At 73.1% G+C, this 26,686-nt stretch carries 23 protein-coding genes; 9 read left to right on the top strand and 14 right to left on the bottom strand.

Annotated features, from left to right (window positions below; translation table 11 throughout):
* Nucleotides 1-34 precede the first annotated feature (34 nt).
* Nucleotides 35-2,626 (bottom strand): SUMF1/EgtB/PvdO family nonheme iron enzyme, encoded by a 2,592-nt coding sequence (locus tag WMF20_RS36525; RefSeq protein WP_437606405.1) that lies wholly within the window; start codon nt 2,624-2,626, stop codon nt 35-37.
* 129 nt (nt 2,627-2,755) lie between these two features.
* Between WMF20_RS36525 and WMF20_RS36520 the strand changes: the two genes are divergently transcribed.
* Complete coding sequence (locus WMF20_RS36520; RefSeq protein WP_237244401.1) at nt 2,756-3,313, top strand: DJ-1 family glyoxalase III; 558 nt, start codon at nt 2,756-2,758, stop codon at nt 3,311-3,313.
* 47 nt (nt 3,314-3,360) lie between these two features.
* Here the strand turns inward: WMF20_RS36520 and WMF20_RS36515 are convergent, their stop codons facing one another.
* The gene (locus WMF20_RS36515; RefSeq protein WP_129578609.1) at nt 3,361-3,930 is read right to left on the bottom strand and encodes a manganese efflux pump MntP; all 570 of its coding nucleotides are present in this window, start codon (nt 3,928-3,930) and stop codon (nt 3,361-3,363) included.
* Nucleotides 3,927-4,148, bottom strand: a complete 222-nt coding sequence (locus tag WMF20_RS36510; RefSeq protein ID WP_437606404.1) for a metal/formaldehyde-sensitive transcriptional repressor — start codon at nt 4,146-4,148, stop codon at nt 3,927-3,929. Before WMF20_RS36510 ends, WMF20_RS36515 begins: the two co-directional genes overlap by 4 nt.
* A gap of 262 nt (nt 4,149-4,410) precedes the next feature.
* On the opposite strand from WMF20_RS36510, the gene WMF20_RS36505 reads away from it, so the two are divergent.
* Both WMF20_RS36505 and WMF20_RS36500 read left to right on the top strand, forming a co-directional pair.
* Complete coding sequence (locus tag WMF20_RS36505; RefSeq protein ID WP_437314490.1) at nt 4,411-5,367, top strand: zinc-dependent alcohol dehydrogenase family protein; 957 nt, start codon at nt 4,411-4,413, stop codon at nt 5,365-5,367.
* A 157-nt stretch (nt 5,368-5,524) separates the two neighbouring features.
* Nucleotides 5,525-7,255, top strand: a complete 1,731-nt coding sequence (locus tag WMF20_RS36500) for a carbon starvation CstA family protein (RefSeq protein WP_437606403.1) — start codon at nt 5,525-5,527, stop codon at nt 7,253-7,255.
* A gap of 166 nt (nt 7,256-7,421) precedes the next feature.
* On the opposite strand, the gene WMF20_RS36495 is transcribed toward WMF20_RS36500, so the two are convergent.
* Entirely contained in the window at nt 7,422-8,468 is a 1,047-nt protein-coding gene (locus WMF20_RS36495; RefSeq protein ID WP_437606402.1) for a Glu/Leu/Phe/Val dehydrogenase dimerization domain-containing protein, read from the bottom strand.
* Nucleotides 8,469-8,588: 120 nt separating this feature from the next.
* On the opposite strand from WMF20_RS36495, the gene WMF20_RS36490 reads away from it, so the two are divergent.
* A complete protein-coding gene (locus WMF20_RS36490; protein WP_437606401.1) occupies nt 8,589-10,103 on the top strand; it encodes an AlkA N-terminal domain-containing protein in 1,515 nt (504 codons plus the stop codon).
* A complete protein-coding gene (locus WMF20_RS36485; RefSeq protein ID WP_437606400.1) occupies nt 10,084-10,611 on the top strand; it encodes a methylated-DNA--[protein]-cysteine S-methyltransferase in 528 nt (175 codons plus the stop codon). The genes WMF20_RS36490 and WMF20_RS36485 overlap by 20 nt, the downstream gene beginning before the upstream one ends.
* Here the strand turns inward: WMF20_RS36485 and WMF20_RS36480 are convergent.
* From WMF20_RS36480 to egtD, 5 genes are all read right to left on the bottom strand, one after another.
* Nucleotides 10,576-11,877 (bottom strand): MopE-related protein, encoded by a 1,302-nt coding sequence (locus WMF20_RS36480; protein WP_437606399.1) that lies wholly within the window; start codon nt 11,875-11,877, stop codon nt 10,576-10,578. The genes WMF20_RS36485 and WMF20_RS36480 overlap by 36 nt on opposite strands.
* A gap of 91 nt (nt 11,878-11,968) precedes the next feature.
* Nucleotides 11,969-12,673 carry a TlpA family protein disulfide reductase gene (locus tag WMF20_RS36475; protein ID WP_437606398.1) on the bottom strand — a complete coding sequence of 235 codons (705 nt, stop codon included), beginning with the start codon at nt 12,671-12,673 and terminating at the stop codon, nt 11,969-11,971.
* Nucleotides 12,670-13,368 carry a hypothetical protein gene (locus WMF20_RS36470; protein WP_129578600.1) on the bottom strand — a complete coding sequence of 233 codons (699 nt, stop codon included), beginning with the start codon at nt 13,366-13,368 and terminating at the stop codon, nt 12,670-12,672. Before WMF20_RS36470 ends, WMF20_RS36475 begins: the two co-directional genes overlap by 4 nt.
* Before the next feature lie 7 nt (nt 13,369-13,375).
* Nucleotides 13,376-14,710 (bottom strand): vitamin K epoxide reductase family protein, encoded by a 1,335-nt coding sequence (locus WMF20_RS36465; protein WP_437606397.1) that lies wholly within the window; start codon nt 14,708-14,710, stop codon nt 13,376-13,378.
* A 159-nt stretch (nt 14,711-14,869) separates the two neighbouring features.
* Complete coding sequence (gene egtD / locus WMF20_RS36460; protein WP_437606396.1) at nt 14,870-15,859, bottom strand: L-histidine N(alpha)-methyltransferase; 990 nt, start codon at nt 15,857-15,859, stop codon at nt 14,870-14,872.
* A gap of 207 nt (nt 15,860-16,066) precedes the next feature.
* On the opposite strand from egtD, the gene WMF20_RS36455 reads away from it, so the two are divergent.
* From WMF20_RS36455 to ygfZ, 3 genes are all read left to right on the top strand, one after another.
* Entirely contained in the window at nt 16,067-16,645 is a 579-nt protein-coding gene (locus WMF20_RS36455) for a hypothetical protein (RefSeq protein ID WP_129578597.1), read from the top strand.
* A 32-nt stretch (nt 16,646-16,677) separates the two neighbouring features.
* Nucleotides 16,678-17,307 (top strand): hypothetical protein, encoded by a 630-nt coding sequence (locus tag WMF20_RS36450; RefSeq protein WP_437606395.1) that lies wholly within the window; start codon nt 16,678-16,680, stop codon nt 17,305-17,307.
* 76 nt (nt 17,308-17,383) lie between these two features.
* Nucleotides 17,384-18,382 carry a CAF17-like 4Fe-4S cluster assembly/insertion protein YgfZ gene (gene ygfZ, locus WMF20_RS36445; RefSeq protein WP_437606394.1) on the top strand — a complete coding sequence of 333 codons (999 nt, stop codon included), beginning with the start codon at nt 17,384-17,386 and terminating at the stop codon, nt 18,380-18,382.
* A 72-nt stretch (nt 18,383-18,454) separates the two neighbouring features.
* On the opposite strand, the gene WMF20_RS36440 is transcribed toward ygfZ, so the two are convergent.
* Nucleotides 18,455-20,467 (bottom strand): ABC transporter ATP-binding protein, encoded by a 2,013-nt coding sequence (locus tag WMF20_RS36440; protein ID WP_437606393.1) that lies wholly within the window; start codon nt 20,465-20,467, stop codon nt 18,455-18,457.
* Nucleotides 20,464-22,197, bottom strand: coding sequence for an ABC transporter ATP-binding protein (locus WMF20_RS36435; RefSeq protein ID WP_437606392.1), 1,734 nt, complete (start codon nt 22,195-22,197; stop codon nt 20,464-20,466). Before WMF20_RS36435 ends, WMF20_RS36440 begins: the two co-directional genes overlap by 4 nt.
* A 151-nt stretch (nt 22,198-22,348) precedes the next feature.
* Between WMF20_RS36435 and trpS the strand changes: the two genes are divergently transcribed.
* Nucleotides 22,349-23,443: a tryptophan--tRNA ligase gene (gene trpS, locus WMF20_RS36430; protein WP_437606390.1), complete on the top strand. Its 1,095-nt coding sequence runs from the start codon at nt 22,349-22,351 to the stop codon at nt 23,441-23,443.
* A gap of 67 nt (nt 23,444-23,510) precedes the next feature.
* Here the strand turns inward: trpS and WMF20_RS36425 are convergent, their stop codons facing one another.
* From WMF20_RS36425 to uppS, 3 genes are all read right to left on the bottom strand, one after another.
* Nucleotides 23,511-24,836: a Glu/Leu/Phe/Val family dehydrogenase gene (locus tag WMF20_RS36425; protein ID WP_437606389.1), complete on the bottom strand. Its 1,326-nt coding sequence runs from the start codon at nt 24,834-24,836 to the stop codon at nt 23,511-23,513.
* A gap of 169 nt (nt 24,837-25,005) precedes the next feature.
* Nucleotides 25,006-25,827 (bottom strand): phosphatidate cytidylyltransferase, encoded by an 822-nt coding sequence (locus tag WMF20_RS36420; RefSeq protein WP_437606388.1) that lies wholly within the window; start codon nt 25,825-25,827, stop codon nt 25,006-25,008.
* Between the two features lie 3 nt (nt 25,828-25,830).
* On the bottom strand, nt 25,831-26,676 hold the full coding sequence (gene uppS / locus WMF20_RS36415) for a polyprenyl diphosphate synthase (RefSeq protein ID WP_437606387.1): 846 nt from the start codon (nt 26,674-26,676) through the stop codon (nt 25,831-25,833).
* Nucleotides 26,677-26,686: the final 10 nt, after the last annotated feature.

The raw sequence follows: 26,686 nt of genomic DNA, 5'->3' as shown, positions 1-26,686 counted from the left end.
CTTCCGCCCCGTGCGTCACGGCGCCGCGGGGCGCTCACGGCGCCGGGGCGCTCTCCTGGGCCGGGGCGCCCTCCGGCGCCGGCGCATCCATGGCGCAGCGGAAGCCGATCCAGGCGTGCGCGGTCACCGGCGCCGCGGCGGTGCGGTACGTGGCCGAGAGCTTCTCCGGGCCGTCCAGGAAGCTCCCGCCGCGCACCACCTTGAGCGGGAACGACGGGTCGCCCTGCGGGTTCTCGCCGCCGGGCGGCGGGAAGACGAGGCCGTCCGAGACCCACTCGGACACGTTGCCGGCGAGATCGTAGACGCCCTCCGGGGTGCGATCGCTCGGGTGCGCGCCCGACGCGCAGGTCGCGACCTCGGTGCCGCGCGCGAGGCAGCCCTCGTTGCGGTCGTAGCAGGCGCGCTCGCACGTGGGCGCGTCGTCGCCCCAGACGTAGGCCCGCCCCGCAGCGCCGCGCGCCGCGACCTCCCACTCCGCCTCCGTGGGCAGCCGGCGGCCCCGGAAGCGGCAGTAGCTCTCGGCCTGGGAGTAGTCGACGCAGTTGATCGGGTGCCCGGTCGCGTTGCGCGGCTCGTTGCAGCGCCGCGACCACAGCTCGGCCTCCTGCTGGTCCTCGGACGCCGCCGGCGCCTGCACGCCCGGCAGGAGCTCGGGCGTCAGCGAGACGTGATCCGCGGCTCCGCACATGCGCTGCTGCATGCAGGCGCGGTAGGCGCGGACGGTCACCTCGTTGCGATCGATGTAGAACCCGCGGGTGAGCGTCACCTGGCGCGCCTCGCCCGCGGCGCCGATCGTGGTCGTGACCGGCCCGATGTAGACCATGTCGGCCGGCGGCGCCGACGGCGCGGCGGGCGCGGCGGCCGACGCCTCGGTCGGGGCGCTCTCCGCCGGCGCGGCGGTGGCGACCGCCGTCGCCGCGCCCGCGGGGGCCGTCGCCACGGCGCGCCCGGTGGGCGATGCCTTCGCGGGGGCGCGCGCGGCCGGGGCCCGCGCCGGCTTCTTGCCGTCGGGCGCCAGCACCAGGAAGTACGCCGCGGCGCCGGCGCCGCCGAGCAGGAGCGCCGCGAGGAACCAGGGAAGCGCCGCGCGCACGGGGCCGCGGCCGCGCTGCGGCGGGGCGACGGGCAGCGCGGCGTGCGGCGGGCCGCCGGCCGGGTATGGGGCGGCGCCGGGCGGCGCGGCGTGGGGCGGGCCGCCGGCCGGGTATGGGGCGGCGCCGGGCGGCGCGGCGTGGGGCGGGCCGCCGGCCGGGTGCGGGGCGGCGCCGGGCGGCGGGGGCGGCGGGCGAGCCCCGGGGTATCCGGCGGGCGCGACCGTCTCGATCATGGAGTCGTCGACCTGCGCGGTCCGGGAGCCGCCCGTCGCCAGCGCGCCGGCGGCGGAGGCCGCGCCGGAGACCGCTGCCGCGCCGCCCGTGAAGCCGGCCGCGCCGCCGCTGCCGGCCGCGCCGCCCGTGAAGCCGGCCGCGCCGCCCGTCGGCGGCCCGCCCGCGCCGTGGCTCACCTTGACCACGGCGGGCCGCGCCGGGGCGGGCGCGCGCGCGTCGGCGAGCATCGTCGGCTCGACCGGCAGGCCGGCGTGACCGGCCGCCGCGCCGAGCCCGCGCGCGGCCGCGTACTCGGCCGTCGACAGCCCGCCCGCGTGCTCCGCGCCGGGGACGTCGAGCCGCGGGCCCGACCCGGCGCGCTCGCCGAGCGCCGCGGCCGAGAGCGCGTCCCAGAACTCGCCCGCGCTCGTGAAGCGGTGCTTCGGCTCGATGGAGAGCGCCTTGTCGAGCACGCGCTCGACCGCCTCCGGCGCGTCCGGCAGCCCGCGCGCGCGCAGCGTCGGGCGCACCGCCGGGTCGGCCGAGGCGATGTAGAGCTGCGTGGGGTCGTCCCCCTCGAGCGCGCGCCTGCCGCTCACGAGCTCGACGAAGATGAGCGCGAGCGCGAACACGTCGGTCCAGGGGCCGGTCGCGCCGCGGGCCTTGTTGAACTGCTCGGGCGCCCCGTAGCGCGGCGTGAACGCGCTCGGCCCCTGCCGGGTCGCCGCGAGCGCCTCGGTGAACGTGGGGTGGTCGGCCAGCACCTTGGCGATGCCGAAATCGAGCACCTTCAGCGTCCGCACCCCGCCGACGTCCGTGAGGAACAGGTTGGCCGGCTTCACGTCCCGGTGCGCGACCTTGTGCGCGTGCGCGACGGCGAGCGCGCGCGCGGCCGGCGAGAGCAGCTGGATCGCCTCGGCGATCGACATGCCGACCTCGCCCCGGTCGCGCCGGTCCCGGAGGTGCTGCCCGAGCGTCTGGCCCTCCAGCCACTCCAGGACGAGGTAGGGCACCCACACGCCGGCCCGGGTCGTGAACGCGCCGACGTCGAGCGCCTGCACGATGCCCGAGGTGGCCCGCGACAGCCGGTGCAGGATCCGCCCCTCGCCCCGCAGCGTCTCGAGCAGGGCGTCGCGCTGCTCCGCGTCGAGCGAGGTCGGCAGCTTCAGGCACTTGATGGCGATGAGCTCGCCGAAGCCCTCGTGGACCCCGCGGTAGACCACGCCGAACCCGCCGTCGCCGATGACGGCGGCGACGCGGTACTTCCCCTCGATGGTCTGGCCCGCGAGGCCGAAAGGATCGTCGAAGGGCTCCGTCATGCCCCGCTCCTAGCGCGGAGCCGCTCGCAGGCAAAGGGGCTTCAGCGCCGCGCGCGCCCGCCCGCGCCGTCCGCTCCGGTTCGTTGGTGCTGCTTGCATCCGGCGGCCCGCGGGGCCATGGCGGTCCTCATGAAGGCACCGCGCGCGCTCGTGATCCTGGCCGAGGGAGCTGAGGAGATGGAAACCACCATCATCGTCGATGTCCTCCGGCGCGCCGAGGTCGAGGTCGTCCTCGCCGGGCTCGACGGGCCGGGGCCGGTGCGCTGCAGCCGCGGCGTGCGCCTCGTGCCGGACGTGGATCTCTCGGCGGTGGCGGGCGACTTCGACGCCGTGATCCTCCCGGGCGGCAAGGGCGGGGCCGACCGGCTGGCCTCCTCGCCGGCCGTGGGGGAGCGCCTGCACGCGCAGGCGCACGCGGGCCGCACCGTCGCGGCGATCTGCGCGGCGCCGATCGCGCTCGCGGCGCACGGGCTCTTCCAGGGCAGGACGATGACGTGCCACCCGTCCGTGAACGACGTCGTGTCGGCGCACGGCGCGATCGTCGCGAGCCCGGTGGTCGAGGACGGGCAGCTCGTGACCAGCCAGGGGCCGGGCACCGCGATGGCGTTCGCGCTGGCGCTCGTCGAGCGCCTCCGCGGCCAGGAGGTCGCGGCGAAGGTGCGGGCGCCGATGATGCTGCCGTCCTGAGCGCGCGCGGCCCGCCGAGGAGGCCAAGACGAAGGCAGGGGCAGCGACTATGCCGCCTGCAAGTGCTCGATCAAGATCTTCACGCCGAGGCCGATGAGCACGAGGCCTCCCGCGACGTCGAGCCGCTTGCCGAGCATCGCTCCGAAGCGCCTCCCGGCGAAGAGGCCGATCGCGCTCAGGACCGCCGTCGTGATCCCGATGGTGGCCAGCGAGAGCGCGAGCGGTGCGTTCAACATCGGAAGCGTGAAGCCGATCGCGAGCGCATCGATGCTCGTCGCGATGGCGAGCACGAACATGACCTTCAAGGCGAACAGGTCCTTCGGCGCGTCGTCGTCGTCGTCAGCGCTGGACCGCGCCTCCCACAGCATCTTGCCACCGATGGCCCCGAGGAGCACGAAGGCGATCCAGTGATCCCACGCCTGTACCAGGGGCCCGACACGCGCACCGAGGAGCCACCCGATCAAGGGCATGAGCGCCTGAAACCCACCGAAGAAACCGGCGACGAGCGCGACGTGCCGGGCGCGAATCACGGGGACCGCAAGCCCCCGCGCGGCCGAGACCGCCGTCGCATCCATGGCCAGGCCGAGGGCGAGCAGCAGAATCGCGCCGAAGCTCACGACGCCACCGCCGACCCGGAGATGAGCCTCGATGATCCGCGCATGAGCTCGTCGAGGGCACCTCGCGCCAAGGTCGCCGTCTGGAGAGCCGCTGCACAGCCGAGGTCGCCATCGAACGCCCGCTCCACGGCCTCCAGCCGATCGCGCGTGCGCCGCGCGCGAGCAAAGCGCCTCTTCGTGTTCTCGATCGTGTGCACCCGGAGAGCGTAGGAGACCATGCCACGTGCCACAAGCGGGCAGGAGCTTGCTCAGCTCGGGGCGCCCGCGCGGTTCATGCGGATTCCTGATCCCTGAAGGGCGGCTCAGGTGTGCTATCCGCCGTGACCAATCCAGAATCCAGCGCTCACCTCCACCAGCTCCGATCTCCTCCGGCGCCTGGCCATGCCCTTCGCTGGCCGGACCGCCGGCCGGTTGAACTAGAATGGCGGCCAGCCGGCGCTTCAGGTGTGCGCCAGCGGCGGCGCCGGGGAGGAAAATGCGATGCGAGCGATGGTCATCCCCGCCTTCGGCGGGCCCGAGCTGTTCGAGCTGCGTGAGGTAGAGCGGCCCTCGCCCGGGCCGGGCGAGGTCCTGGTGCGCGTCGTCGCGTCGGGCACGAACCCGGTCGACGCGAAGATCCGGGCCGCGGGGAGCTGGGCGCAGATCGCGCCGCCGGTGGTCCTCGGCTACGACGTCTCCGGGGTCGTCGAGGCGGTCGGCCCGGGCGTCCGCGGCTTCGCCCCCGGCGACGAGGTCTTCTACACGCCGGAGATCTTCGGCAACCCGTCGGGGAGCTACGCCGAGTACAACGTGGCGCCCGCGTCGATCGTCGCCAGGAAGCCGCGCGGCATGTCGCACGTCGAGGCGGCCGCCATCCCGCTCGCGGGCGGCACCGCGTGGGAGGCGATCGTGCGCCGGCTCGCGGTGAAGCCCGGCGAGACGGTGCTCGTCCACGGCGGGGCGGGCGGCGTCGGCTCGTTCGCCGTGCAGTTCGCCCGCGCCTCGGGCGCCCGCGTGCTCGCCTCCGCGGGCGCGGCGAACCAGGAGACCCTGCGCGGGCTCGGCGTCGATCGCCCCATCGATTACACGTCCGAGGACCCGGCCGAGGTCGCCCTGCAGGAGACCGGCGGCGCCGGCGTCGACGCGGTCTTCGACACCGTGGGCGGAGACCTCGTCGCGAAGAGCCTGCGCGCGACGCGCCCGGGCGGCCGGCTCGCCTGCGTCCTCGCGCCGCAGGGCGACCTCTCCGCGCTCTACGTGAAGAACCAGACGCTCCACGGCATCTTCCTCACCCGGGAGGCCGCGCGCCTCCGCGAGATGACGCCGCTCTTCGAGCGGGGGCTCGCGTTCCCCGTCGTCTCCGGCGTCCTGCCGCTCGAGCAGGTCGCCGAGGCGCACCGGCGCCTCGACTCGGGCCACGGCGCCGGCAAGCTGATCCTCTCGATCGCCAAGGGCTGAGCCGCCCGCGCCGAGCCGCCCGCGCCGAGCCGCCCGCGCCGACGACCGAGCCGCCGCGCCGACGACCGAGCCGCCCGCCCGGCACCCCGGGTCGCCCCCCTCGGTCGGGGCGTTTGCAGGACCACAACCGCGCGCGGATGGCCTTATACTGCGCCGCGTGCTGCCGCTGCTCGCCCTGACCGTCGTCGTCGTGCTGTGCCTTGGCTACCGCTTCTACGGGAGGCTGGTCGCGCGCAACTACGCGCTCGACGACGCCGTGGTGACGCCCGCGGTCAAGGTGAACGACGGCGAGGACTACGTGCCCACCAAGCCGTTCTACCTCTTCGGCCAGCACTTCAGCGCCATCGCCGCCGCCGGGCCGATCGCCGGCCCGATCCTCGCCGGCCAGGCGTTCGGGTGGCTGCCGTGCGTGCTCTGGATCTCGCTCGGCGTCGTGTTCATCGGCGCGGTGCACGACTTCTCCGCGCTCATCGCGAGCGTCCGCCACGGGGCCGAGAGCGTCGCCGAGATCGCGAAGCGGCACATCGGCCGGCGCGCCTGGCTGTCGATGATGATCTTCATCTGGCTCGCGCTCGCCTACGTGATCGTCGCCTTCACGGACATCACGGCGAGCACCTTCGTCGGCAAGACCGAGGAGTTCGAGGGCGGCGCGTTCCAGTTCAACCCCGGCGGCGCCGTCGCGGCGGCGAGCGCCGCCTACCTCGGCCTCTCCCTCGTCATGGGCGTGGTCGAGCGGTACCTCAAGCCGCCGCTCTGGCTCACCACGCTGATCTTCGTCCCCGCGACGCTCGGCGTCGTCTGGCTCGGGACGAAGATCTCGACCGCGTTCGTGCTGCCGGTCGACAACCCGCAGCGCGCGTTCGGCCTCATCATCCTCGTCTACTGCTTCGTGGCCTCGCTCCTGCCGGTCTGGCTGCTCCTCCAGCCGCGCGGCTACCTGGGCGGGTTCATCCTGTACGTGGCGCTCGCGGTCGGCGTGATCGGGATCTTCTTCGGGAACCTCCGGTACCCGGGGGAGTTCGAGCTGCGGCAGCCCGCGTTCACCACGTGGAACGCCGGCGGCGCGACCGGCATGCTGTTCCCGTTCCTGTTCGTCACCATCGCCTGCGGCGCCTGCTCAGGCTTCCACGGGCTCGTCTGCTCGGGGACGACGTCGAAGCAGATCTCGAAGGAGACGCACACCCACCCGGTGGGCTACGGCGCGATGCTGGCCGAGGCGTTCGTCGCGCTGATCGCGCTCGCGACGCTGGTCATCGTGGCCCAGGGGACGAAGCTGCCCGGGCCGGGCAAGATCTACGGCGACGGGATCGGCAGGTTCCTCACCGTGATCATCGGCAAGGAGCACTTCCTCTTCGCCGCGACGTTCGGCGCGATGGCGTTCTCCACCTTCGTGTTCGACACGCTGGACGTGTCGACCCGCCTCAGCCGCTACATCCTCGAGGAGCTGTTCAACTGGAAGGGGAGGGTGTTGTCCGCGGCGGCGACCGCGCTCTCGCTGGCGCCGCCGACGCTGTTCATCATGACCGCGCGCCCGCCCGCGCCCGGCGTGCGGCCCGCGTACCTCGACTTCTGGACGCTGTTCGGCACGAGCAACCAGCTGCTCGCGGCGCTGACGCTCCTCGCGGTCACGGTCTGGCTGCACCGCGAGAAGCGGCGCATCTGGTACACGGCGATCCCGATGGTGTTCGTCATGGCGATCACGGTGTGGGCCCTCATCCTGCAGGTGCGGACCGCGGTCACCGCCGTGCAGGCCGAGGGGCTCGCGCTGAACGCGACGACGATGAACGGCGTCGTGGGGGTCGCGCTGATCGGGCTCGCGCTGTCGCTGATGGTCGAGGCGGTGAAGGCGATGAAGAACGGCCCGGCCGCCGAGCCGGCGCCCGGCTAGAGCGGCGGTCACCCGCTTCGGATACGGGCCCATCTCGACGTTTTCGGTGCTCAGCGCACCGGAGTGCGCTTCCGCGCCGAAAACGCCGATCTGGACCCGTCTCCTGTGCGGGTGACCGCCGCTCTGCGACGCTCGTGCGAGGGGTGGTGGGGAACCGCTCTGGCGATCACCCGGTCGCGGCGCGCGCCCGCAGGCGCTGCTCGGCCAGCCGCTCGGCGGCGACGGCCGGCGGCGCGCCGTCGGCCGCCGCCATCTCGAGCACGCGGAGGACCGTGTCGTGGATCGCGTGGACGCGCCGCTCGACCTCGGCGCGGGACCAGCCGAAGAGATCCGCGCCGCCGCTCAGCACGCCGCCCGCGTTGGCCACGACGTCGGGCACGTAGAGGACGCCGCGCGCCGCGAGCGCCTCGCCGTGGCGCGGCTCGAGGAGCTGGTTGTTGGCGGCGCCGGCGACGATCTCCGCCCTGAGCTCCTGCACGGCGCGGTCGTCGAGGACGCCGCCAAGCGCGCAGGGGGCGAAGATGTCGGCCTGGGCCGAGGCGATCGCGTCCGGCGGCACGACCGTGGCCCCGAGCTCGGCGGCGACGTGGCGGGCGCGATCCGGCGCGACGTCCGCGACGAGGAGCCGCGCGCCGGCCCGGCGCAGCTCCGCCGCGAGCCGGCCGCCGACGCTGCCGCAGCCCTGGAGCGCGACGGTCCGGCCCGCGAGGTCGTCGCTGCCCCAGCGGTGGCGGGCCGCGGCCTGGATCGCGCGGAGCACGCCGCGCGCGGTCCACGGGGACGGGTCGCCCCCCTCGCCGGCGAGGCCCTTGACGTGGCGCGTCTCGCGCCGGATGAGCTCCATGTCCGCGGGGGTGGTGCCCACGTCCTCGCCGGTGATGAACCTGCCGCCGAGGCGCTCGATGAAGCGCCCGTGCGCGCGGAAGAGCCGCTCCCGGTCGAGCGGCCCCGCGCCGCGGAGGATGACCGCCTTGCCGCCGCCGACGTCCATCCCGGCGAGGGCGTTTTTGGTGGTCATGCCGCGCGACAGGCGCAGCGCGTCCACCAGGGCCTCCTCGTCGCTCGCGTAGGCGAGGAGCCGGGTGCCGCCGAGCGCCGGGCCCAGCGCGGTGCTGTGGATCGCGATGATGGCGCGGTAGCCCGCGGGCTCGTCCGCGCAGAACAGCACCTGCTCGTGGCCCATGGCGGCGAGGGTGTCGAACACGCTCTTCATGGCGCGCCGAGCGTACCACCGCGCGGGGCGCCGGGGGCGGCCGGGCGCCGCGGGCGCCGCCCGCCCTCCAGGTCCGAAAAGCGCCAGTGGCGCGGCGGCGCCCGCGCTACGACGCTCCGCATGCGGCTCGACGAGGAGGCTTGCTACCGCGCGCTCGAGACCCGCGACCGTCGCTTCGACGGCCGCTTCTTCACGGGCGTGCTGTCGACGGGCATCTACTGCCGCCCGATCTGCCCGGCGCGGACGCCGAAGCGGGAGCGCTGCGTCTTCTTCCCCTCGGCGGCGGCCGCGCAGGAGGCCGGCTACCGCCCGTGCCTGCGCTGCCGCCCCGAGGCGTCGCCCGGGACGCCCGCGTGGCTGGGCACGTCGGCGCTCGTCTCGCGGGCGCTCCGGCTCATCGCGGAGGGCGCGCTGGACGACGCGGACGCCCCGGCGCTCGCGGCGCGGCTCGGCGTGGGCGAGCGCCACCTCCGGCGGCTCTTCCTGCGGCACGTCGGCGCCTCCCCGCTCGCCGTGGCGCAGACGCGGCGCCTGCTCTTCGCGAAGAAGCTCCTCGACGAGACCGCCCTCTCGATGACCGAGGTGGCGCTCTCGTCGGGGTTCTCGAGCGTCCGCCGCTTCAACGACGCGATCCGCGCCACCTACGCCCGCACGCCGCGCGAGCTGCGCACGGCCGCCTCGAAGCGGGGCGGGGGGGCGGCGGGCGGCGCGCCGGACATCGCGCTCCGCCTCCCGTTCCGCCCGCCGCTCGACTGGGGCGCGCTCGCGGGCTTCCTCGGGGCGCGCGCGATCCCCGGCGTGGAGTCGGCGGGCCCCGGCGTCTACCGCCGCACGGTGCGCGTGGCCGGCGGGCACGGCGTCGTCGAGGTGCGCCCGGCGCCGGGCGAGCCTCACCTCCTCGCGCGGCTGCGGCTGCCCGGCACCGAGGGGCTCATCCACTGCGCGGAGCGCCTGCGGCGTCTGTTCGACCTCGGCGCCGATCCCGACGCGATCGCCGCGCACCTCCGGGCCGACCCGCGGCTCGCCCCCCTCGTCGCGGCGACGCCGGGCGTGCGCGTGCCGGGCGCGTGGGACGGCTTCGAGCTCGCGGTGCGGGCGATCCTGGGCCAGCAGGTGAGCGTCCGCGCCGCGACGCAGCTCGCGGGCCGCCTGGTCGAGCGGCACGGCGAGCCGCTCGCGGCGCGCGGCGGCCTGCCCGAGGGCGCCGAGGGGCTCCGCTTCGTCTTTCCGTCGCCCGAGGCGCTCGCCGCGGCGGATCTGACCGACCTCGGCGTGCCGCGCGCGCGGGCCGCGACGATCACCGCGCTCGCGGCGCGCGTGGCCCGCGGCGAGGTCGCGCTCGACGCCTCGCGCGGCCTGGACGAGGCCGTGCGCGCGCTCTGCGCGGTGCCGGGCATCGGCGCGTGGACCGCGCACTACATCGCGATGCGGGCGCTGCGCGAGCCGGACGCGTTCCCGGCCACGGATCTCGGCCTGCGGCGCGCGCTCGGCGGCGTCTCCGGCGCGGATCTCCTGGCGATGGCGGAGGCGTGGCGGCCGTGGCGCGCCTACGCGGCGATGCTCTTGTGGACGGCGGACGCGCAGGGCGCGCGGCCCGCGGAGAGGGAGAATTCGAATGGATCTCTTGCTGGATGAGGTCGAGTCGCCGCTCGGGGCCATGCTCCTCGCGGCCGGCGGCGGCGCGGTCCACGCGCTCGAGTTCGCGGATCGCGCGCCTCGCCTCCGCGCCTCGCTGGAGGCGCGCTACGGCGCGGTCACGCTGCGCAGCGCCGCGGATCCACACGGCCTCTCCGGCCGGCTGAGGGCCTACTGGCGCGGCGATCTGGGCGCGCTCACGGGCCTGCCGGTCGAGCCCGGCGGCACGCCGTTCCAGCGCCGCGTCTGGGCGGAGGTCCAGCGCATTCCCCCCGGCGCGACGCGCTCCTACGGCGAGGTCGCGGCGCTCCTCGGCCAGCCGTCGGCCTCGCGCGCGGTGGGCCTGGCGAACGGCAGGAACCCGGTCTGCCTGATCATCCCCTGCCACCGCGTCGTGGGCGCCCGTGGCGAGCTCACGGGCTACGCGGGCGGCCTCGAGCGGAAGCGGTGGCTGCTCGCGCACGAGGGAGCGTCAGGGGAAGCAGGAGCGCGGCTCCTCTGCCACTAGGAAGAAGCCGCACTCCGTCGAGTCGGAGCAGCTATAAAACGCATCGAGCTCCGCGCCGCATTGGGCCTCGCAAAATTTGTCGATGACCCCGCGGCAGCGCTCCACGACGCAGCAAGACGCCACAGACAGGCTCCGCTGGCACATCCGCGACGTGCAGGCCTGGACCTGATGGTCGACGCAGGCTTCGCAGTCGAACAGCGCACCGCGGAACTCGCGGGGAGCCGTGGTGTCCGCTTCGAAGCAGTCGTCGACGCACGAGCTCACCGTGCACGCATCGATGCACGGCTCCGTGTCGGCCGAGCACCGCGGGAGGTGGGTGTCCGGCAGCGCCTCGATCGGCTCCGCGCACGCCTTCACGACGCACGTGCCGCCCTCTCCGCACTCGCTGAGATCGTCCTGGCAGCTCACGCCGTCGCAGCAGCGCTCGCCGACCCTGCCGCACGCCGTGCAGACGCCATCGATGCAGTCCATCTCGTCGCACGCCTCGCCGCACGCGCCGCAGTGGCGCTCGTCCTGGGAGAGGTCGACGCACGTGGACCCGCACAGCGCGAGGCCATCCTCGCACGTGCACTGCCCGCCCACGCAGGTCGTGTCCGCGGGGCACGACGCCCCGCAGGCGCCGCAGTTCTCCGGATCGGACTGAACGTCGATGCAGTGAAACCCCGAGGCGGACTCGCGCGGACAGTAACCCTTCCCGGCCGGACACTCGCAGCGCCCGCTCACGCAGCGCGCATCGTCGGCGCCGCAGAGGGCGCTGTCCTTGCCCTCGTCGGCCACGCCGTCGCAGTTGTTGTCGGCGCCGTCGCACAGCTCGGCGAGCGCCGGGGCGTTCCGCGGATTGTCATCGTCGCAGTCCGCGCCGCCGCAGATCACGGGCAGCGCGCCGTCCCCATCGCCGTCGAGCCCCTCGAAGACGCACTGCCGGAGCGACTCGTCGCAGCGCTCTGCCTGGGTGCACGGATCCGCGTCCGCGCAGTCGGCCGACGTCGCGCACGCCTTGTCGATGACGCAGGCGCCCCTCACCCGATCACAGCGCCCGCCCGGACAGCGGGTGTCGTCCGCCTCCGACTCGCACCGACCGCCGATGCAGCGATCGACCGTACAGGGGATGCCGTCCGCGCAGTCCTGCGCGCTCTCGCAGGGATCGCCTGACCCTTGCTGCGGGGCGCTACGATGACAGCTCGCGAGGAGGAGCGCCGTCGACGCGACCAGCGAGGACAGACAAAGGAGAAAGGCGATACGGCGTCTTAGCAGGGAGGTTTTCATGAGGGCGCGCCTTCGAGAATAGAGCTCGACCGCGACCTCCCCACAAGCCGAGCGCCGCTTTGCGACGGCGCGCCTCGAGGAGCGCCCCCACCTACTGCTTCTTCGCCCCGAGCAGCGCCGCGATCGTCGGATAGTCGCTGTCCTCCACCGCCCCCTGGATCACGCACGTCACCTGCCCGCTGGGCGACGCGATCGCGTGGATCGGCAGCTCGGTCGCCTCCTTGACGCCGAGCGCCCGCAGCCACCCCGCCCGATGGGGCCCGTCCGGCAGCCAGTACGAGGCGCGCACCCCGTTGCCCGGCTGCGCCTCCAGGAACCGCGACAGCTGCCGCTCGTCGTCGTCGATCGAGATGAACGCCAGATCGATGAGCACGCCGGCCGCCCGCAGCTTCTGTTGCCACCCGAGCAGCCGCGGCATCTCCTCCAGGCACGGCTTGCACCACGCCGCCCAGAAGTTCACCCACACCCACTTGCCGACGCCGAACCCGATGCTCGCCGGCGGCGCCTCCTCCCCCTGGGCCGCGACCGCCGTGAGCCCCCCCGCCGAGGGCGCCGGCCGCGGCGACTGCCCCGCGCACAGGAGCCGCGGCGCTGCCGGCGCTGCCGGCGCCGCCGCGCTCGCGGGCGCCCTCGCGCTCGCCGCCGCGGCGCCGCCCGGCGCCGTCACCGCGTTGCTCCGCCCCTGGCCTGGCGTCGGCGGCGTCGGCAGATCCGCCTTGTCCCCCTCGCACCCGCCCGCGAGCCCCGCGGCCGCGGCGAGGGCGACGAGCGCGCCGATCCTCCTCGCAGCGCTCACAGCTGGCAGTCCACCCAGGAGACGAACGCGCTCCGGTTGATGGCCTCTGCCGTACATGCCTTGTCCTTGCGCGAGACGTTCCATTGGCAGTATTCCGCGCCGAGCTGGGCGAACTCGTTCCCGAGCCACAGCATCCCGACCTTCTTGTCCAGGTCCTGCTCCTTGAACTTGTCGGAGATGTCGAAGAGCACGCTGTTCGCGCGCTTGTGCGAGAGCGTCCGGTTGAACTCCGGCGTCCCCGTCTTCGACGCCCGGGCGACGATGAAGAAGTAGCGCGCCCCGCGCCGATCGAGCCACATCTCCTCGATCATCTTCTTCGCCCCGTCGTCGAGCTTCTCCGACGCGTCGTCGAACATCACGACCCCGCCGCGCTGCTTCAGCGGCGTGAAGAGCGCGTTGAAGTCGTCGTCGCTGATCGACGCGAGCGTCTTCACGTCGGCCGGCTGGCACCCGCGCCGCGCCTCGGCCCCGACCAGGCCGCACGCGTTGAGCACCCGCTGCAGCACCGTCTTGAACGCCGGCGTGCAATACGGCGCCTCGGCGTCGTTGGCGATGGCCACCGCCGGCCTCACCGCCTCGGCCACCCCCGTCCTCAGGCGCTGCGACGCGGCCTGCACCTCTCCGTGCACCGTCACGCCCGACGCGACGAGCAGCGCGCACCCGGCCACGATCCCGATGACCCCTGCGCCCCTCATGACCACCTCACCTCGTCCGGAGGGCCGGCGCGAGCTGCCTTATGGCATACGACAGCCCGATATCCGTGTCCTCGTCACAGAGCCGCGTCGTGCCCAGGAACATCTGCGGCGTCGACACGGGAAGCTTGTTGTCCACGATGAACCGGAGCATCCGGTTCAGCCGCAGCGACGTCTCCTTCGAGTCCATGCACGCGTCGAGCCCCGGCCAGCGCTGCCGGATCGCCGCCTGCACGTTGGCGGTGCCGGCCCCCGCCTTCGCCCCCGCCAGGAGCTCCTCCTGGTTGTCGTAGGCCCACTCGAGCACATCCATCGCCCGGTGATCGCTGCAGAGGATCGCCTTGGAGAGGAGGCACGCGCCCGGGTGCACCGGCCGGTCGAGCATCCAGTTGCAGTCGCTGTCGAGCGGGAACAGCACCAGCGTCACGTCGAGCTTGTCGAACACCCCCTCGGACACGAGCCGCTGGTGGAACGCCTTGCACGTCGGGCAGAGCGGATCGACGAAGATCGTCGCCGGCTGCACCGCGCCCGGGTGCTTCACCTGGAGCAGCGCGCCGTTCGGCTCGGTCGGCTTCTCCAGCTTGCCGCAGCCGGTCAGGTAGCTCGCGTAGCTCGGCAGCGCGCTCGCGTAGAGCAGCGCCGGCGTCACCGTGCACACGCCGAGCGCGACGAGCCACCCCGGCAGCAGCAGCTTCGAGCCCATGCGGCGCGCGGGGGCGGGCGCGGCGGGCGCCCCGGCCGGCGCGTCGACGCCGAGGGGCGCCATCGGCACCGTGGGCCCCACCCCGGCCGCCCCGGCCGGCCGCGGCGTCGCGCTGGACCAGGCCGCGGCGCGCGCCGCCCTGCGGTCCTCGACGAACGCCCAGACCCCGCCGGCCGCGAGCAGCGCCGACGAGACGTACATCCCGACGCACGTCTTGCAGAACACCCCGAGGCGCAGCGCCGAGATGAGCGCCATCATGAGCGACACCGCGAGCGGCGTGAGGCCCGCGACGAACAGGAAGTGCGCCGCGCGCCGCGGGGCGTGCTGGCCCGAGAGCAGCACGTAGAGCGCGAACGCCGCGAAGAACGCGAACGCGCCCAGCGCGAACAGCGAGATCGGGATACCGCCCCAGAAGCTCTCGCGGAACAGCGCGGAGTAGGGGCTGTACATCGCCACGCGGCACGCCGTGTCGGCCCCCGACTGCGCGCCGAGGCCGGGGATGAAGCTGCAGTGCAGGTCGTGGACCTGCCGGTCGAGGTGCCGGATGTAGTCGAACGTCGACGAGGCGCTGAACGCCAGTCCCAGGAGCGACCCGCTGAGCGCGAGCGCCGCAGGCCCGCGAGGACTACGACTGCCTGACATGGCCGAGTGGATTACGCGACGTCGGGCAACGCGTCAAATCGAGGACGTCCGCGCGTACGGGCGTCTCCCGACGGCGCGCGGCGCATGACGCGCGGCGCGAGCGCACCGTTCCGCGGGTCCGCGGCCCACCGGCGCGCGCGCCGCGCTGAGCCCGCCGGCTCAGCGGTCCGCCGCGCGCTCCTCGGCGAGGAGGAGCGTCGTCGAGAACCGCCCGACCGGATCGATCCACTGCTGATGACAGCGGAACCCCGCGCGCTCCCCCATGCGCACCACCTCGTCCGGGGTGTACTTGTACGAGCTCTCTGTCCAGATCGATTCGCCCTCGTCGAAGGCGACCTCGAGATCGAGCGCGCCCACGCGGATCGACTGCCGCCTGCGGCTGACGAGGTGCATCTCGACGCGCGAGGCCTCCGCGCTCCACGCCGCGCGGTGATCGAACGAGCGGAGGTCGAACGTCGCGCCGAGCTCCCGGTTGATGCGCGCGAGCAGGTTCTTGTTGAAGGCCGCGGTGACGCCGAGCGGATCGTCGTACGCGAGCACCAGATCCGCCGCGGGCTTCACGAGGTCGGCGCCGAGCAGCAGCCCGTCCCCGGCGCGGAGCGCGCCGCGCACCCCCGCGAGGAACGCCGCCGCGGCCGCCGGGGCCAGGTTGCCGATGTTCGAGCCGAGGAACAGCACGAGCACCGCGCCGCCGTCGCCCCGCGCGTCGACGGCGCGGCGCGCCGCCGCGCGGGCCAGGCCCTCCTCGTACCTCGCCCGGTGGGCCGACGCCTCCACGCGCGGCAGGCGGCCCAGGGTCCGGCGCGAGAGGTCGAGCGCCGTCTCCGAGACGTCCACGAGGTGCACGCAGAGGCGAGGCGCCCGCTTGCAGAGCGGCGCCGCCAGCAGGGCGAGCTTCTCCCCGCTGCCGCAGCCGAGCTCGACGATCGAGGCGCCGGCCCCGAACGGCGCGACCATCTCCTCGGCGTGCCGCTCGAGCAACGCCCGCTCCGCGCGCGTCAGCGGATACCAGGGGAGCTGACAGATCGCCTCGAAGAGGTGCGAGCCGAGCGCGTCGTAAAAATACTCCGGCGAGAGGTGCTTCGGCGACGCCTTCAGGCCCGACCGGACATCCGCCATGAAACGGTCGAGCGAGTCTGTCGTGTGCATCACAGAACCTTACCCGCGGACCTCCGAGAGAGCCCCTCGAAATCCATGGAGGTCCAACGATTTTCAAAGCCACCACCCGCTCGTCCATTCCCGCGAGCATTCCCGCGAGCCGCCCCATTTTCTCGGTTTCGTCACGGCCGTTGCCCACGCGATCGGCCGCTGCTAGGGAGCTGCCCTCGGGGATCCGGGATCCCAGAGCCAACTCCGATGACGACCTCTGCACCTGGCGCGGCGAGCGGCGCGCCCCATCCTGTGAAGCTTGGTCCGTTCGACGCCGAGTTCCTCGCGGACCTGCCCTACGACCCGTCGGTCCTCTTCTTCGACGAGCTCCTCGAGGTGGACGCCGAGAGGAGCCTGGTGCGCTGCCGCATGCCGACCGACCGCCCGATGCCGCTCGTCGACGCGCAGCGGGCGCACCCGCTGCTGCACCCGCGCCACGTCGCCGGCGCGATCATGGTGCACGCGACGGGGATGCTCGGCTTCGTGCACGCCTACCACCTGCTCGGCCTGCGGCACCGCGAGGGCTGGATCGGTTATGGCACCAACATCCACCGGGTCGTCTTTCGCAAGCTCGTCCAGCCGGGCGCGCCCATCGAGGCGACGTGCGTGGCGACGCGCTCCCGCCTCGGCCAGAAGCGGCACATGATCCGCTATTCGTTCGAGTTCCGGCACGAAGGCAGCGTCTGCTACGAGGGCGATCAGACGGCCGTGTGGATGCGCGTGCAGGACGTTCAAGCCATGGATTCCCGACCCGCGCTCGAGGAGCTCGAGCGATCCCTCGCTTGACCCGCGCGTTCGGCTCGTCTACCCGCCCTCCCATGCAGGATTTCGATGCGGGATCGATCGTCCCGTCCACACGCGATCTTCTCCAGGTGATCTCCACCCGCAGGAAGAACATGGCTCTGGTCGCGCTCGTCGGCTCGGAGTCGCCAGCGGAGGACGCGGTGCGGCTCCAGGAGCTCAACATCTCTGCGCTCGCGTTCGTCGAGGCGGGGCCCGCCATGCAGGGGGCCGCGCGCGCGACGAAGACCGTGCCGTCGCTCTGCCTGTCCCGGGTCGGCGATCGCGACGCCGCGCTCGCGGCGCGCTACCACGGGGCGGACGGGGTCTGCGTCGACGCGCTCCTGCCGCTCGACGACTGGGACCGCCTCGCGAAGGGGGCGCGGACGATGCGCATGCTGCCGCTCGCCCTGGCCGAGAGCCTGGAGGGGGCCGAGGCCGCCGCGAAGGCCGGCGCGCGCGCCGTCCTGGTCCGGGGCGCCTCGGCCGAGGCGGTGATCGCGTCGGTCGCGTCGCTCCCGAAGACGCTCACCGTCGTCGCCGAGGTGCTCTCGGCCGACGCCGACGCGCTCCGCCGCCTCGTGGGCCACGTCGACGCGGCGATCGTCCCGCCGGCCGTCCACACGTCGGCCCAGTTCCCGGCGCTCGTCGCCGAGGTCGATCCCTGAGCCCGGGCGGGGCGGCCGCCGAAATGTGGGGCCGCCCCTCGACGGCCCGGCCTCCCGCCTCCACGATCGGACCTCGATGAACGACGCCCACGGACTGGACGAGCAGCGGCGCGCGCTCCGCGAAGGGGCGCTCGTGCAGCCCATGCCCGAGCTCGGGACGCTGATCGTCACCGGCTCGGACCGGCAGACCTGGCTCAACGGCCTGGTCACCTGCGACCTCGCCCCGCAGAAGCCGCTGCCCGCCGGGGCGAAGGCCTCGCCGCCCGCGGGCGGAGCGTACGGGCTCAACGTGGTGAAGACCGGGAAGATCTTCGCCGAGGTGTGGATCGTGATCGCGGAGGACCGCATCTACGTCGGCGCGCTCCGGGATCGCATCGAGGCGCTGCGCGAGAGCTTCGAGCGCTACCTCATCATGGAGGACGCCGAGCTCGCGGACGCCACGGGCGAGCACGCCTGGGTCTTCGCCCACGGCCCGCGGGCCGCCGAGCTCGCGGCGGCCGGGCGCGCGGCCGGGGCGGACGCCGCGCTCGTCGACTGGACCGGCCTCGGGGGAGCGCTGTTCGTCGCGCCCCGGCAGGCCGAGGGCGCCGTGGTCGAGGCGCTGCTCGCGGCGGGCGGGGCCGGCCCCGTCCTGCCCACGACGGCGGCGGCGTGGGAGGTGCTCCGGGTCGAGAACAACGTCCCCCGGTTCGGCGTCGACTTCGACGACCAGAACTTCCCGCAGGAGGCGTCGCTCGAGGAGCGCGCCGTCTCGTTCAACAAGGGCTGCTACCTGGGGCAGGAGACGGTGTTCATGCTCCAGATGCGCGGCCACGCCAAGAAGCGGCTCGTGCAGCTCGCCGTCGAGGGGGAGGGCGACGTGCCCGCGGGCGCGGAGATCGCGCTGCCCGACGGCGCGGCCGTGGGCGCGGTGACGAGCCAGGTGAAGGATCCGGGCGGCCAGCGGGTGCTGGCGCTCGGCTACGTCAAGTACAAGCACGCCGTCCAGGGCACGGCGCTCCGGGTCGCCGGCCGGGCGGCCGAGATCACGCGCGCCCCGGGGGCGGCGGCGAGCGGCGCGGCGCCGGGGCGGTAGTTTCAGACGAACGACAGAATAGCCCTGTGCCCTCGGTGCCTCCGTGGGTCCAATCTCATATCCTCGGGCGTTTCAAGCGGGTGGAGCGGCGCTCTGGCCCTCGAGCGTCGCGCCGCTCCCGCCGTTGCCGGTGAGCTGGGTCTGGTACAACGCGCGGTAGGCGCCTCCTGCGGCGAGGAGCTCCGCGTGCGTGCCGCGCTCGACGATGCGGCCCGCGTTCATCACGAGGATCACGTCGGCGTCGCGGATCGTCGAGAGGCGATGCGCGATCACGAAGCTCGTGCGCTGGGCGCGCAGGGCGGCCATCGCGCGCTGGACGAGCACCTCGGTGCGGGTGTCGACCGAGGAGGTCGCCTCGTCGAGGATCAGGATCGCCGGGCTCGCGAGGAACGCGCGCGCGATCGTGATGAGCTGCTTCTCGCCGGCGCTCAGGTTGCCCGACTCCTCGTCGATGACGGTATCGTAACCGGCGGGCAGGGCGCGCACGAAGCGGTCGACGTGCGCCGCGCGCGCTGCCTCCTGGATGTCGGCCTCGGTCGCGGCCGCGTTGCCGAACGCGATATTGTCGCGGATCGTGCCCGAGAATAGCCATGTATCCTGCAGCACCATACCGAGCTTCGCGCGCAGCTCGTGGCGGGGCAAGCGCGCGATGTCGACACCGTCGATCAGGATCCGACCGCCGTCGAGCTCGTAAAACCGCATCAAGAGGTTCACGAGCGTGGTCTTGCCGGCGCCGGTCGGGCCGACGATCGCGACCGTCTGGCCTGGCATGATCGTGAGATCGAGGTCCTCGATCAGGGGCTCGTCGGGCTTGTAGCGAAACGTGACGTGCTCGAACCGGACCTCGCCGGTGACCTTCGGCAGGGCCGCGGGCGGGGCGGCCTCGGGCGACTGGCCCTGTTCGTCGAGCAGCTCGAACACCCGCTCTGCGGAGGCGACGCCCGATTGGAGGACGTTCGTGACGGACGCGAGCTGGCCGAGCTGCTGAGAGAACTGGCGCGAGTAGTGGATGAACGCTTGCACGCTGCCGAGCAGCATCGCGCCCGACGCGACCCGCAGGCCGCCGATGACGGCGATCGCGACGTAGGTCAGGTTCCCGACGAAATTGACCGCCGGCATGATGGTGCTGGACATGAACTGCGCGCGGAAGCTGGTCTCGAACAGCTCCTGATTCGTGGCCTGGAAGCGCGCCTCGACGTCGCCGCGCCGCCCGAGCACGTTGACGAGCGAGTGGCCGCTGAACGCCTCCTCGATCTGGCCGTTGAGCGCGCCGACCTGCGCCCACTGCGCGACGAACTTCGCCTGCGCGCGCCTCGCGACCGCCGCGGTCGTGAGCACCGAGAGCGGCACGGTGAAGAGCGTGATCACCGCGAGCACCGGTGAGATCACGACGAGCATGACGACGATGCCGACGAGCGTCAGCGCGCCGTTCATGAGCTGCGTCAGCGTCTGCTGCAGGCCCTGCGCGATGTTGTCGATATCGTTGGTGACGCGGCTCAAGAGCTCGCCGTGCGGGCGGCCGTCGAAGTAGGCGAGCGGCAAGCGGGCGAGCTTGTCCTGCGCGTCGGTGCGGAGCTGCCGCACGGTGCGCTGCACGACCCCGTTGAGCAGGTAGCCCTGCAGCCACGCGAACAGCGACGCGCCGGCGTACAGCGCCATCACGAACAGGAGCAGATCGGCGAGCTCGCGGAGCTGGATGCCGCGGCCGGGGACGACGTCCATGTGGCCCACGAGCTCGGCGAGCCGCGCCTGGCCGGAGCGCTGGAGCTCCGCGACGGCCTCGGCCTTCGTGGCGGCCGCGGGGAGGCGGGCGCCGATCACGCCGGAGAAGATGATGTCGGTCGCGCGGCCGAGCAGCTTCGGACCGGCGAGGCCGAGGCCCACGCTGAGCAGCGAGCACGCGATCGCGACCGCGAGGCGCGCGCGCTCGGGGGCGAGGCGGCCGAGGAGGCGCCGCGCGGAGGGCGCGAACCGCTTCGCCTTCTGCGGCGGCGCCGCCCCCATGCCGAAGGGGCCGCGCTGCAGCATCGGGGAGCGCGCCCCCTGGGGGGCGGCGGGCGGGGGACCGGCGCGGCGCGCGCTCATGCGGCCACCGCCGCCTCGCGCTGCGAGGCCACGATCTCCGCGTACGTCGGGCACGACGCGAGCAGCTCGCCATGCTTGCCCTGGCCGACGATCTCGCCGCCGTCGAGCACGAGGATCTGGTCCGCGTCGACGATGCTCGACACGCGCTGCGCGACGACGATCACCGTGGCGGCGCGCGTGCGCTCGGCGAGCGCCGCCCGCAGCCGGGCCTCGGTCGCGACGTCGAGCGCGGAGAAGGCGTCGTCGAACAGGAACACGCGCGGCCGGCGCAGCAGGGCGCGGGCGATCGAGAGCCGCTGGCGCTGGCCGCCGGAGACGTTCGTGCCGCCCTGCCCGATCGGCGTGTCGAGCTTTTGCGGCATGGCCTCGACGAAGTCGCGCGCTTGCGCGGCGGCGAGCGCTGCCCAGAGCTGCTCGTCGGTCGCCGCGGGGTCGCCGTAGCGCAGGTTCGAGGCCACCGTGCCGGAGAACAGGAAGGGGCGCTGCGGCACGAGCCCGGTGCACGACCACACCGCCTCGAGGTCGAGCATGCGCGCGTCGACGCCGTCGAGCCGGACCTCGCCCCGCGTCGGATCGATGAGCCGCGCGATCAGGTCGAGCAGCGTGGTCTTGCCCGAGCCGGTGCTGCCGATGATCGCGGTGACCTGCCCGGGGCGCGCGACGAACGAGACGCCGCGCAGGACGGGCAGCTCGGCGCCCGGATATCGGTACTCGACGCCTCGCAGCTCGACGACGCCGGTCGGCTCGACGAGCGTCACGGGCTGGTCGGGGGCGCGCACGGACGGCTCGGTGTTCAGCACCTCGACGATGCGCTCCGAGCACGCGGCCGCGCGCGGCAGCATGACGGCCATGAACGTCACCATCATCACCGCCATGAGGATCTGCGTCAGGTAGGCGAGGAACGCCGTCATCGAGCCGATCGCGAGCCTGCCGTCCGCGATCTGGTGCGCGCCGAACCACAGGACGGCGACGCTCGAGGCGTTGAACACGAACATCACGGCCGGGAACATCATCGCTTGCAGGCGCCCGATGTGCAGCGCGGCCTCGGTGAGGTCGCCGTTCGCGCGATCGAAGCGCGCCGCCTCGGCGGGCTCGCGCACGAAGGCGCGGATCACGCGCACGCCGGTGATCTGCTCGCGGAGCACGCGGTTCACCGCGTCGATGAGGGGCTGCATCCGCCGGAACTGCGGCACCATCCGCGACATGATCGCGACGACGGCGCCCGCGAGCAGCGGCACCGCGATCGCGAGCAGCCAGGCGAGCGACCTGTCCTCGCGCAGCGCCATCACGATGCCGCCGACGCACATGAGCGGCGAGAGGACGAGCATCGTACAGCCCATCATCACCACCATCTGCACCTGCTGGACGTCGTTGGTCGTGCGCGTGATGAGCGACGGCGCGCCGAACCGCGACAGCTCGCGCGCGGAGAACTCGCCGACGCGGCGGAACACCGCCGCGCGCAGGTCGCGGCCGAAGCTCATCGCGGCGCGCGCGCCGGCGTAGTTCGCGGCGACCGAGCACACGATTTGGACGCCGGTGATCGCGAGCATGATCGCGCCGAGCTTCAGGATGCGCGACGTGTCGCCGACGGCGACGCCATGATCGATGATGTCGGCGTTCAGGCTCGGCAAGTACAGCGAGGCGAGCGTCGCCACGAGCTGGAGCGCGACGACGATCGCGAGCAAGGGCGCCTGCGGGCGCAAGAAACGGCGCAATAGCTGCCTCAGCAAGACTCCTCCTCTTCGGAGCGGCGGCGGATGGCGTCGCGCAGGATCGCCACGACCTCCGCGGCGGTCAAGGTCGTGCCGTCGGCGATCCGCGGGTGCGTGTCCGCGAGCGACATCCTGCGCGAGCGGTGCTATGAGAGCGGTGATCTCGGCCATGAGCTCCTCGACCTCCAGCCCTTCCGCCCAGCCCGGTCGCCCCCGGATCCTCACCGGAGATACGCCCACCGGGCGCCTCCACGTCGGCCACTGGGTCGGATCCATCGAGAACCGCGTCCGTCTCCAGGACAGCTACGAGTGCTATTTTCTCATCGCCAACGTCCATGCTTTCACGACGCGCGCGGACCAGCCGGCCGACATCCGCCGCGACATGCTGGAGATCGTCAAGGACTGGTTGGCCGCGGGCATCGATCCAGAGCGCTCCACGCTCGTCCTCCAGAGCGAGGTCCCCGCGATCGCCGAGCTCACATGGTTCTTCGCGATGCAGCTCCCCTTCAACCGGGTGATGCGGAACCCGACGCTCAAGCACGAGATCGAGACCAAGGGGCTCGGCGACAAATATAGCTTCGGGTTTCCTCTGTACGCGGTCGGGCAGTGCGCCGACATCCTCGCGTTCCGCCCCGCGCTCGTCCCGGTCGGCGAGGATCAGGTCGCCCACCTCGAGATGTGCCGCGAGGTCGCGCGGCGCTTCAACCACGTCTACTGCGACGTCGATCCGGCGCTCGACGACGAGGCGCACGTCACCGCAGGAGGCCTGTTCCCGGTCCCCGCGCCGCTTTTGGGCCGCGTCGGCAGGCTGGTCGGCACCGACGGCGTCCACAAGATGTCGAAGAGCCTCAACAACGCCATCTTCCTCTCGGACAGCGCCAAGGAGATCAAGAAGAAGGTGGGGGCGCTCTACACCGGCCGGCAGAGCATGACCGACCCGGGCGACATCACGAGCTCCCTGTTCCAGTACGTGCGCGCGTTCATCAAGGATCCGGAGCGGGTCAAGGTGCTCGAGGAGCGCTATAGCCGGGGAGACAACATCGGGGACGGCCACATCAAGGCCGAGGTCTCGGCGGCGATCGACGAGCTCCTCGGCCCGATGCGCGCCCGCCGCGCCGAGTACGACAAACCCGGCGGCGACGATCGGGTCCTCGACATCCTGCGGGAGCACGCGGCGCGCGCCAACGCGGTGGCCGAGGAGACGCTCTACCTCGCCAAGCAGAAGATGAAGATGGATATCGGCCGGCGCACGCTCGGCTTCTGATTCACCCCGCGTCACCGGCGGCTCAGCCGCGCGCGGCGCGGGGGCGCCGCGCGGGCCGCGCCCCGCCTCACGGGAAGATCTCGCGCTCGCCGTACACGGCGGCGAGCCGCTGCAGCGCCACCGCGTAGGCGGCGAGCCGCAGCGTGCACTTCTTCTGCCGCGCCATCTCGGTCACCTCGCGGTAGGCCCGCTTCATCGCCTTCTCGAGCCGGGCGTCGACCTCCTCCAGCGTCCAGGTCTCGGAGCGCTTGTTCTGCACCCACTCGTAGTAGCTCACCGTGACGCCGCCCGAGTTGGCGAGGACGTCCGGCAGGATGTCGATCCCGCGCTCGAGGAGCACCTTCTCCCCCTCGGGCGTGCACGGCCCGTTCGCGCCCTCGGCCACGAGCCGGACCTGCAGCCAGCTCGCCTCCTCCACCCCGACCTGGTTCTCCAGGGCCGCCGGGATGAAGATGTCCGCCTTGAGCCGGAAGAACTCCTCGCGGCTGATCGGCTTGCCCGCCGGGTAGCCCGCGATCGAGCGGTGCTTCTTCACGTAGTCCTGCAGCTTGTGCGGATTGAACCCCTCCGGATTGTAGAGGTACCCGGTGTGGTCGCCGACCGCGACGGTCGAGGCGCCGAGCTTCGACAGGAGCACGGCCGTGTTCGAGCCGACGTTGCCGAACCCCTGCACGAGCAGCGTCGCGCCGCCGAGGTTCACGTCGTTGTCCTCGGCCCACTCGGTGATGCAGTGGACGACCCCCTGCCCGGTGGCCTTCTCGCGCCCGTACGTGCCGCCCGACGCCACCGGCTTGCCCGTCACGACGCCCTTCACCGCCTGCTTGAAGAGCTGTCCGACGGTGTTCATGTACGTGTCCATGGCCCACGCCATGGTCTTCGCGTCGGTGCCGACGTCGGGAGCAGGGATGTCCGTCTCCGGGCCGATGTTCGAGCCGAGCGCATGGAAGAAGCGGCGCGTGATGCGCTGGAGCTCGGCGCGCGACACCTCGTTCGGGTTGAACTTGATGCCCCCCTTGCCGCCGCCGAGCGGCAGGTTCATGAGCGCGCACTTCCACGTCATCATCGCGGCGAGCGCCTTGAGGTCGTCGAGCGACACCGTCTCGTGGTAGCGAATGCCCCCCTTGAACGGCCCGAGGAGGTTGTTGTGCTGGATCCGGTAGCCCTTGAAGAGCCGGATGCTTCCGTCATCCATCCGCACCGGGAAATTGACGATGATCTCGTTCTTCGGCTGGCTCAGGATCGTGGTGATGTAGCCCGGCAGCTCGATCAGGCGGGCGGCCTCGTCGAGGTAACCCTGGACGACTTTGAAGAACTCGTATTTGTGTTTATGGCCCGGAGCAGCAGCGCCGCTCACCGGCGGAGTCGTGATCTTGGTACCGACTTGATCTTGCATGGCTCTGTAACTTTCTAGTGCGCGGCGCGGCCCAGTTCAATGTGTCGGGTGCAATCATGCGACGCGTCACGCGGTTGCAGACGGCCGGGGCATCGCGTCAGCTCGGCAGTACGCGGCGCGGCGCCGCGCTCACCGTGGCGCGCGGGCGCCGCGCGACGCGGGGCGCCGTTCACGATCGCGACCAGAGGACGTAGAGATACGTGATGGTCCCGGTGACGAGCAGGGCGTCGACCCGGTCGAGGATGCCGCCGTGGCCGGGCACGATCCCGCCTGAGTCCTTGATCCCGAAGGAGCGCTTGAACAGCGACTCCCCGAGGTCCCCCGCCTGACCGAGGCCGCCCGCGACGATCGCGAGCGCGAGCCCGTCGACGAGCGGCAGCGACCGGAGGAACCAGAAGTGGGCGAGCAGCGCGCCGAGCACCGCGAAGAGCAGGCCGCCGAGGGCGCCCTCGACGGTCTTCTTCGGGCTCACCGCCTCGTAGAGCTTGCGCCGGCCGAGGAAGCGGCCGGCGAAGTAGGCGCCGGTGTCGGAGAACCAGGAGAGCAGGAGCGCCAGGACCACGAACGAGGGGCCGTCGGCGCCGCCGTCGCGCCGGAGCAGCGCCAGCGCGCCGAGCCCGCCGCCCACGTAGAGCGGGCCGAAGGTCATCGCCAGCACGCGCAGCGCCGCGGTGCGCATGTCGCCGAGGCGCACCAGCGTGACGAGCATCGCGACGAACGGCAGCAGGAAGATCAGCGCGAGCAGCGCGGCCGGCGAGCCCCCGTAGCGCCAGAGCACGCCGAGCACGCCGAGGGTGAGCGCCACGCCGGCGGCGCGCGCGGCGCGGTCGTCCGCGTGGGTCATCGCGAAGAACTCGAGCGCGCCGATGGCGGAGGCGACCGCGACGAGCGCGGCCCACCCCCAGCTCGGGCCGAGGTAGAGCAGCGAGAGGAGGACCGGTGCAGCCACGATCGCGGTGATGACCCGCATCGTGAGGTTGGAAGCAGCCAAGCGTCAGACTCCCGTCCGTGAGCCGTTGTGAGAGGCGACCTCGCGCGCGTGCCACGGCCTCCCCGCGCCGAGCGCGCCGTTCGCGCGGGCCGGCTCGTCCGCGCCGCCACCCTCGGCCTCGGCCTCGGCCTCGGCCTCGGGCTCGGCGGCGCGGACGCGCTCCTGGTAGGCCGCGATCGCGGCGAAGAGGTCGTCCTCGGTGAAGTCCGGCCACAGCCGCTCGGTGAACGACAGCTCGGCGTACGCGGCCCCGTAGAGCAGGAAGTTGGAGAGCCGCTGCTCGCCGCCGGTGCGGATGATGAGGTCCGGCTCGCCCACGCTCAGGCTCGGCAGCCGCGCGGCGAGCAGCGCCCCGTCGATCGCCTCCGGATCGAGCCTGCCGGCGACCGCCTCCATCGCGAGCTCGCGCGCCGCGGCGGCGATCTCCTCCCGCGCCCCGTAGGACAGCGCCAGCGCGAGCGTCATCTGCCGGTTCGTGGCCGACGCCTTCCGGAGCGGATCGAGCACGTCGCGCACGGGCTCGGGGAGCCGGCTGATGTCGCCGATCGCGACCAGGCGGATGTCGTTCTCGAGGATCTCGCAGCGCTCGCTCATCAGGTACTCGCGCAAGAGGCCCATGAGCGCGTCGACCTCGTTCCGGGGCCTCGCCCAGTTCTGCTCGCTGAACGCGTACAGCGTCAGCGCCTCGACGCCGAGCCTCCGGCAGACGCGCACGATGCGCCGCACGGCGGCGCTGCCGGCCTTGTGCCCGGCCTCGCGCGGCTCGCCGCGCAGCTCCGCCCAGCGGCCGTTGCCATCCATGATGATTCCGACGTGGCGCGGGAGATTTCTGGCTTCTACGAGGTTCATCGGCTGAGGG

It is taken from the genome of Sorangium sp. So ce834 (assembly GCF_051521425.1).
Lineage (GTDB): Bacteria > Myxococcota_A > Polyangia > Polyangiales > Polyangiaceae > Sorangium > Sorangium cellulosum_D.
The sequence above is the reverse complement of the archived record's forward strand: the minus strand, read 5'-3'. Positions and strand labels throughout refer to the sequence as shown.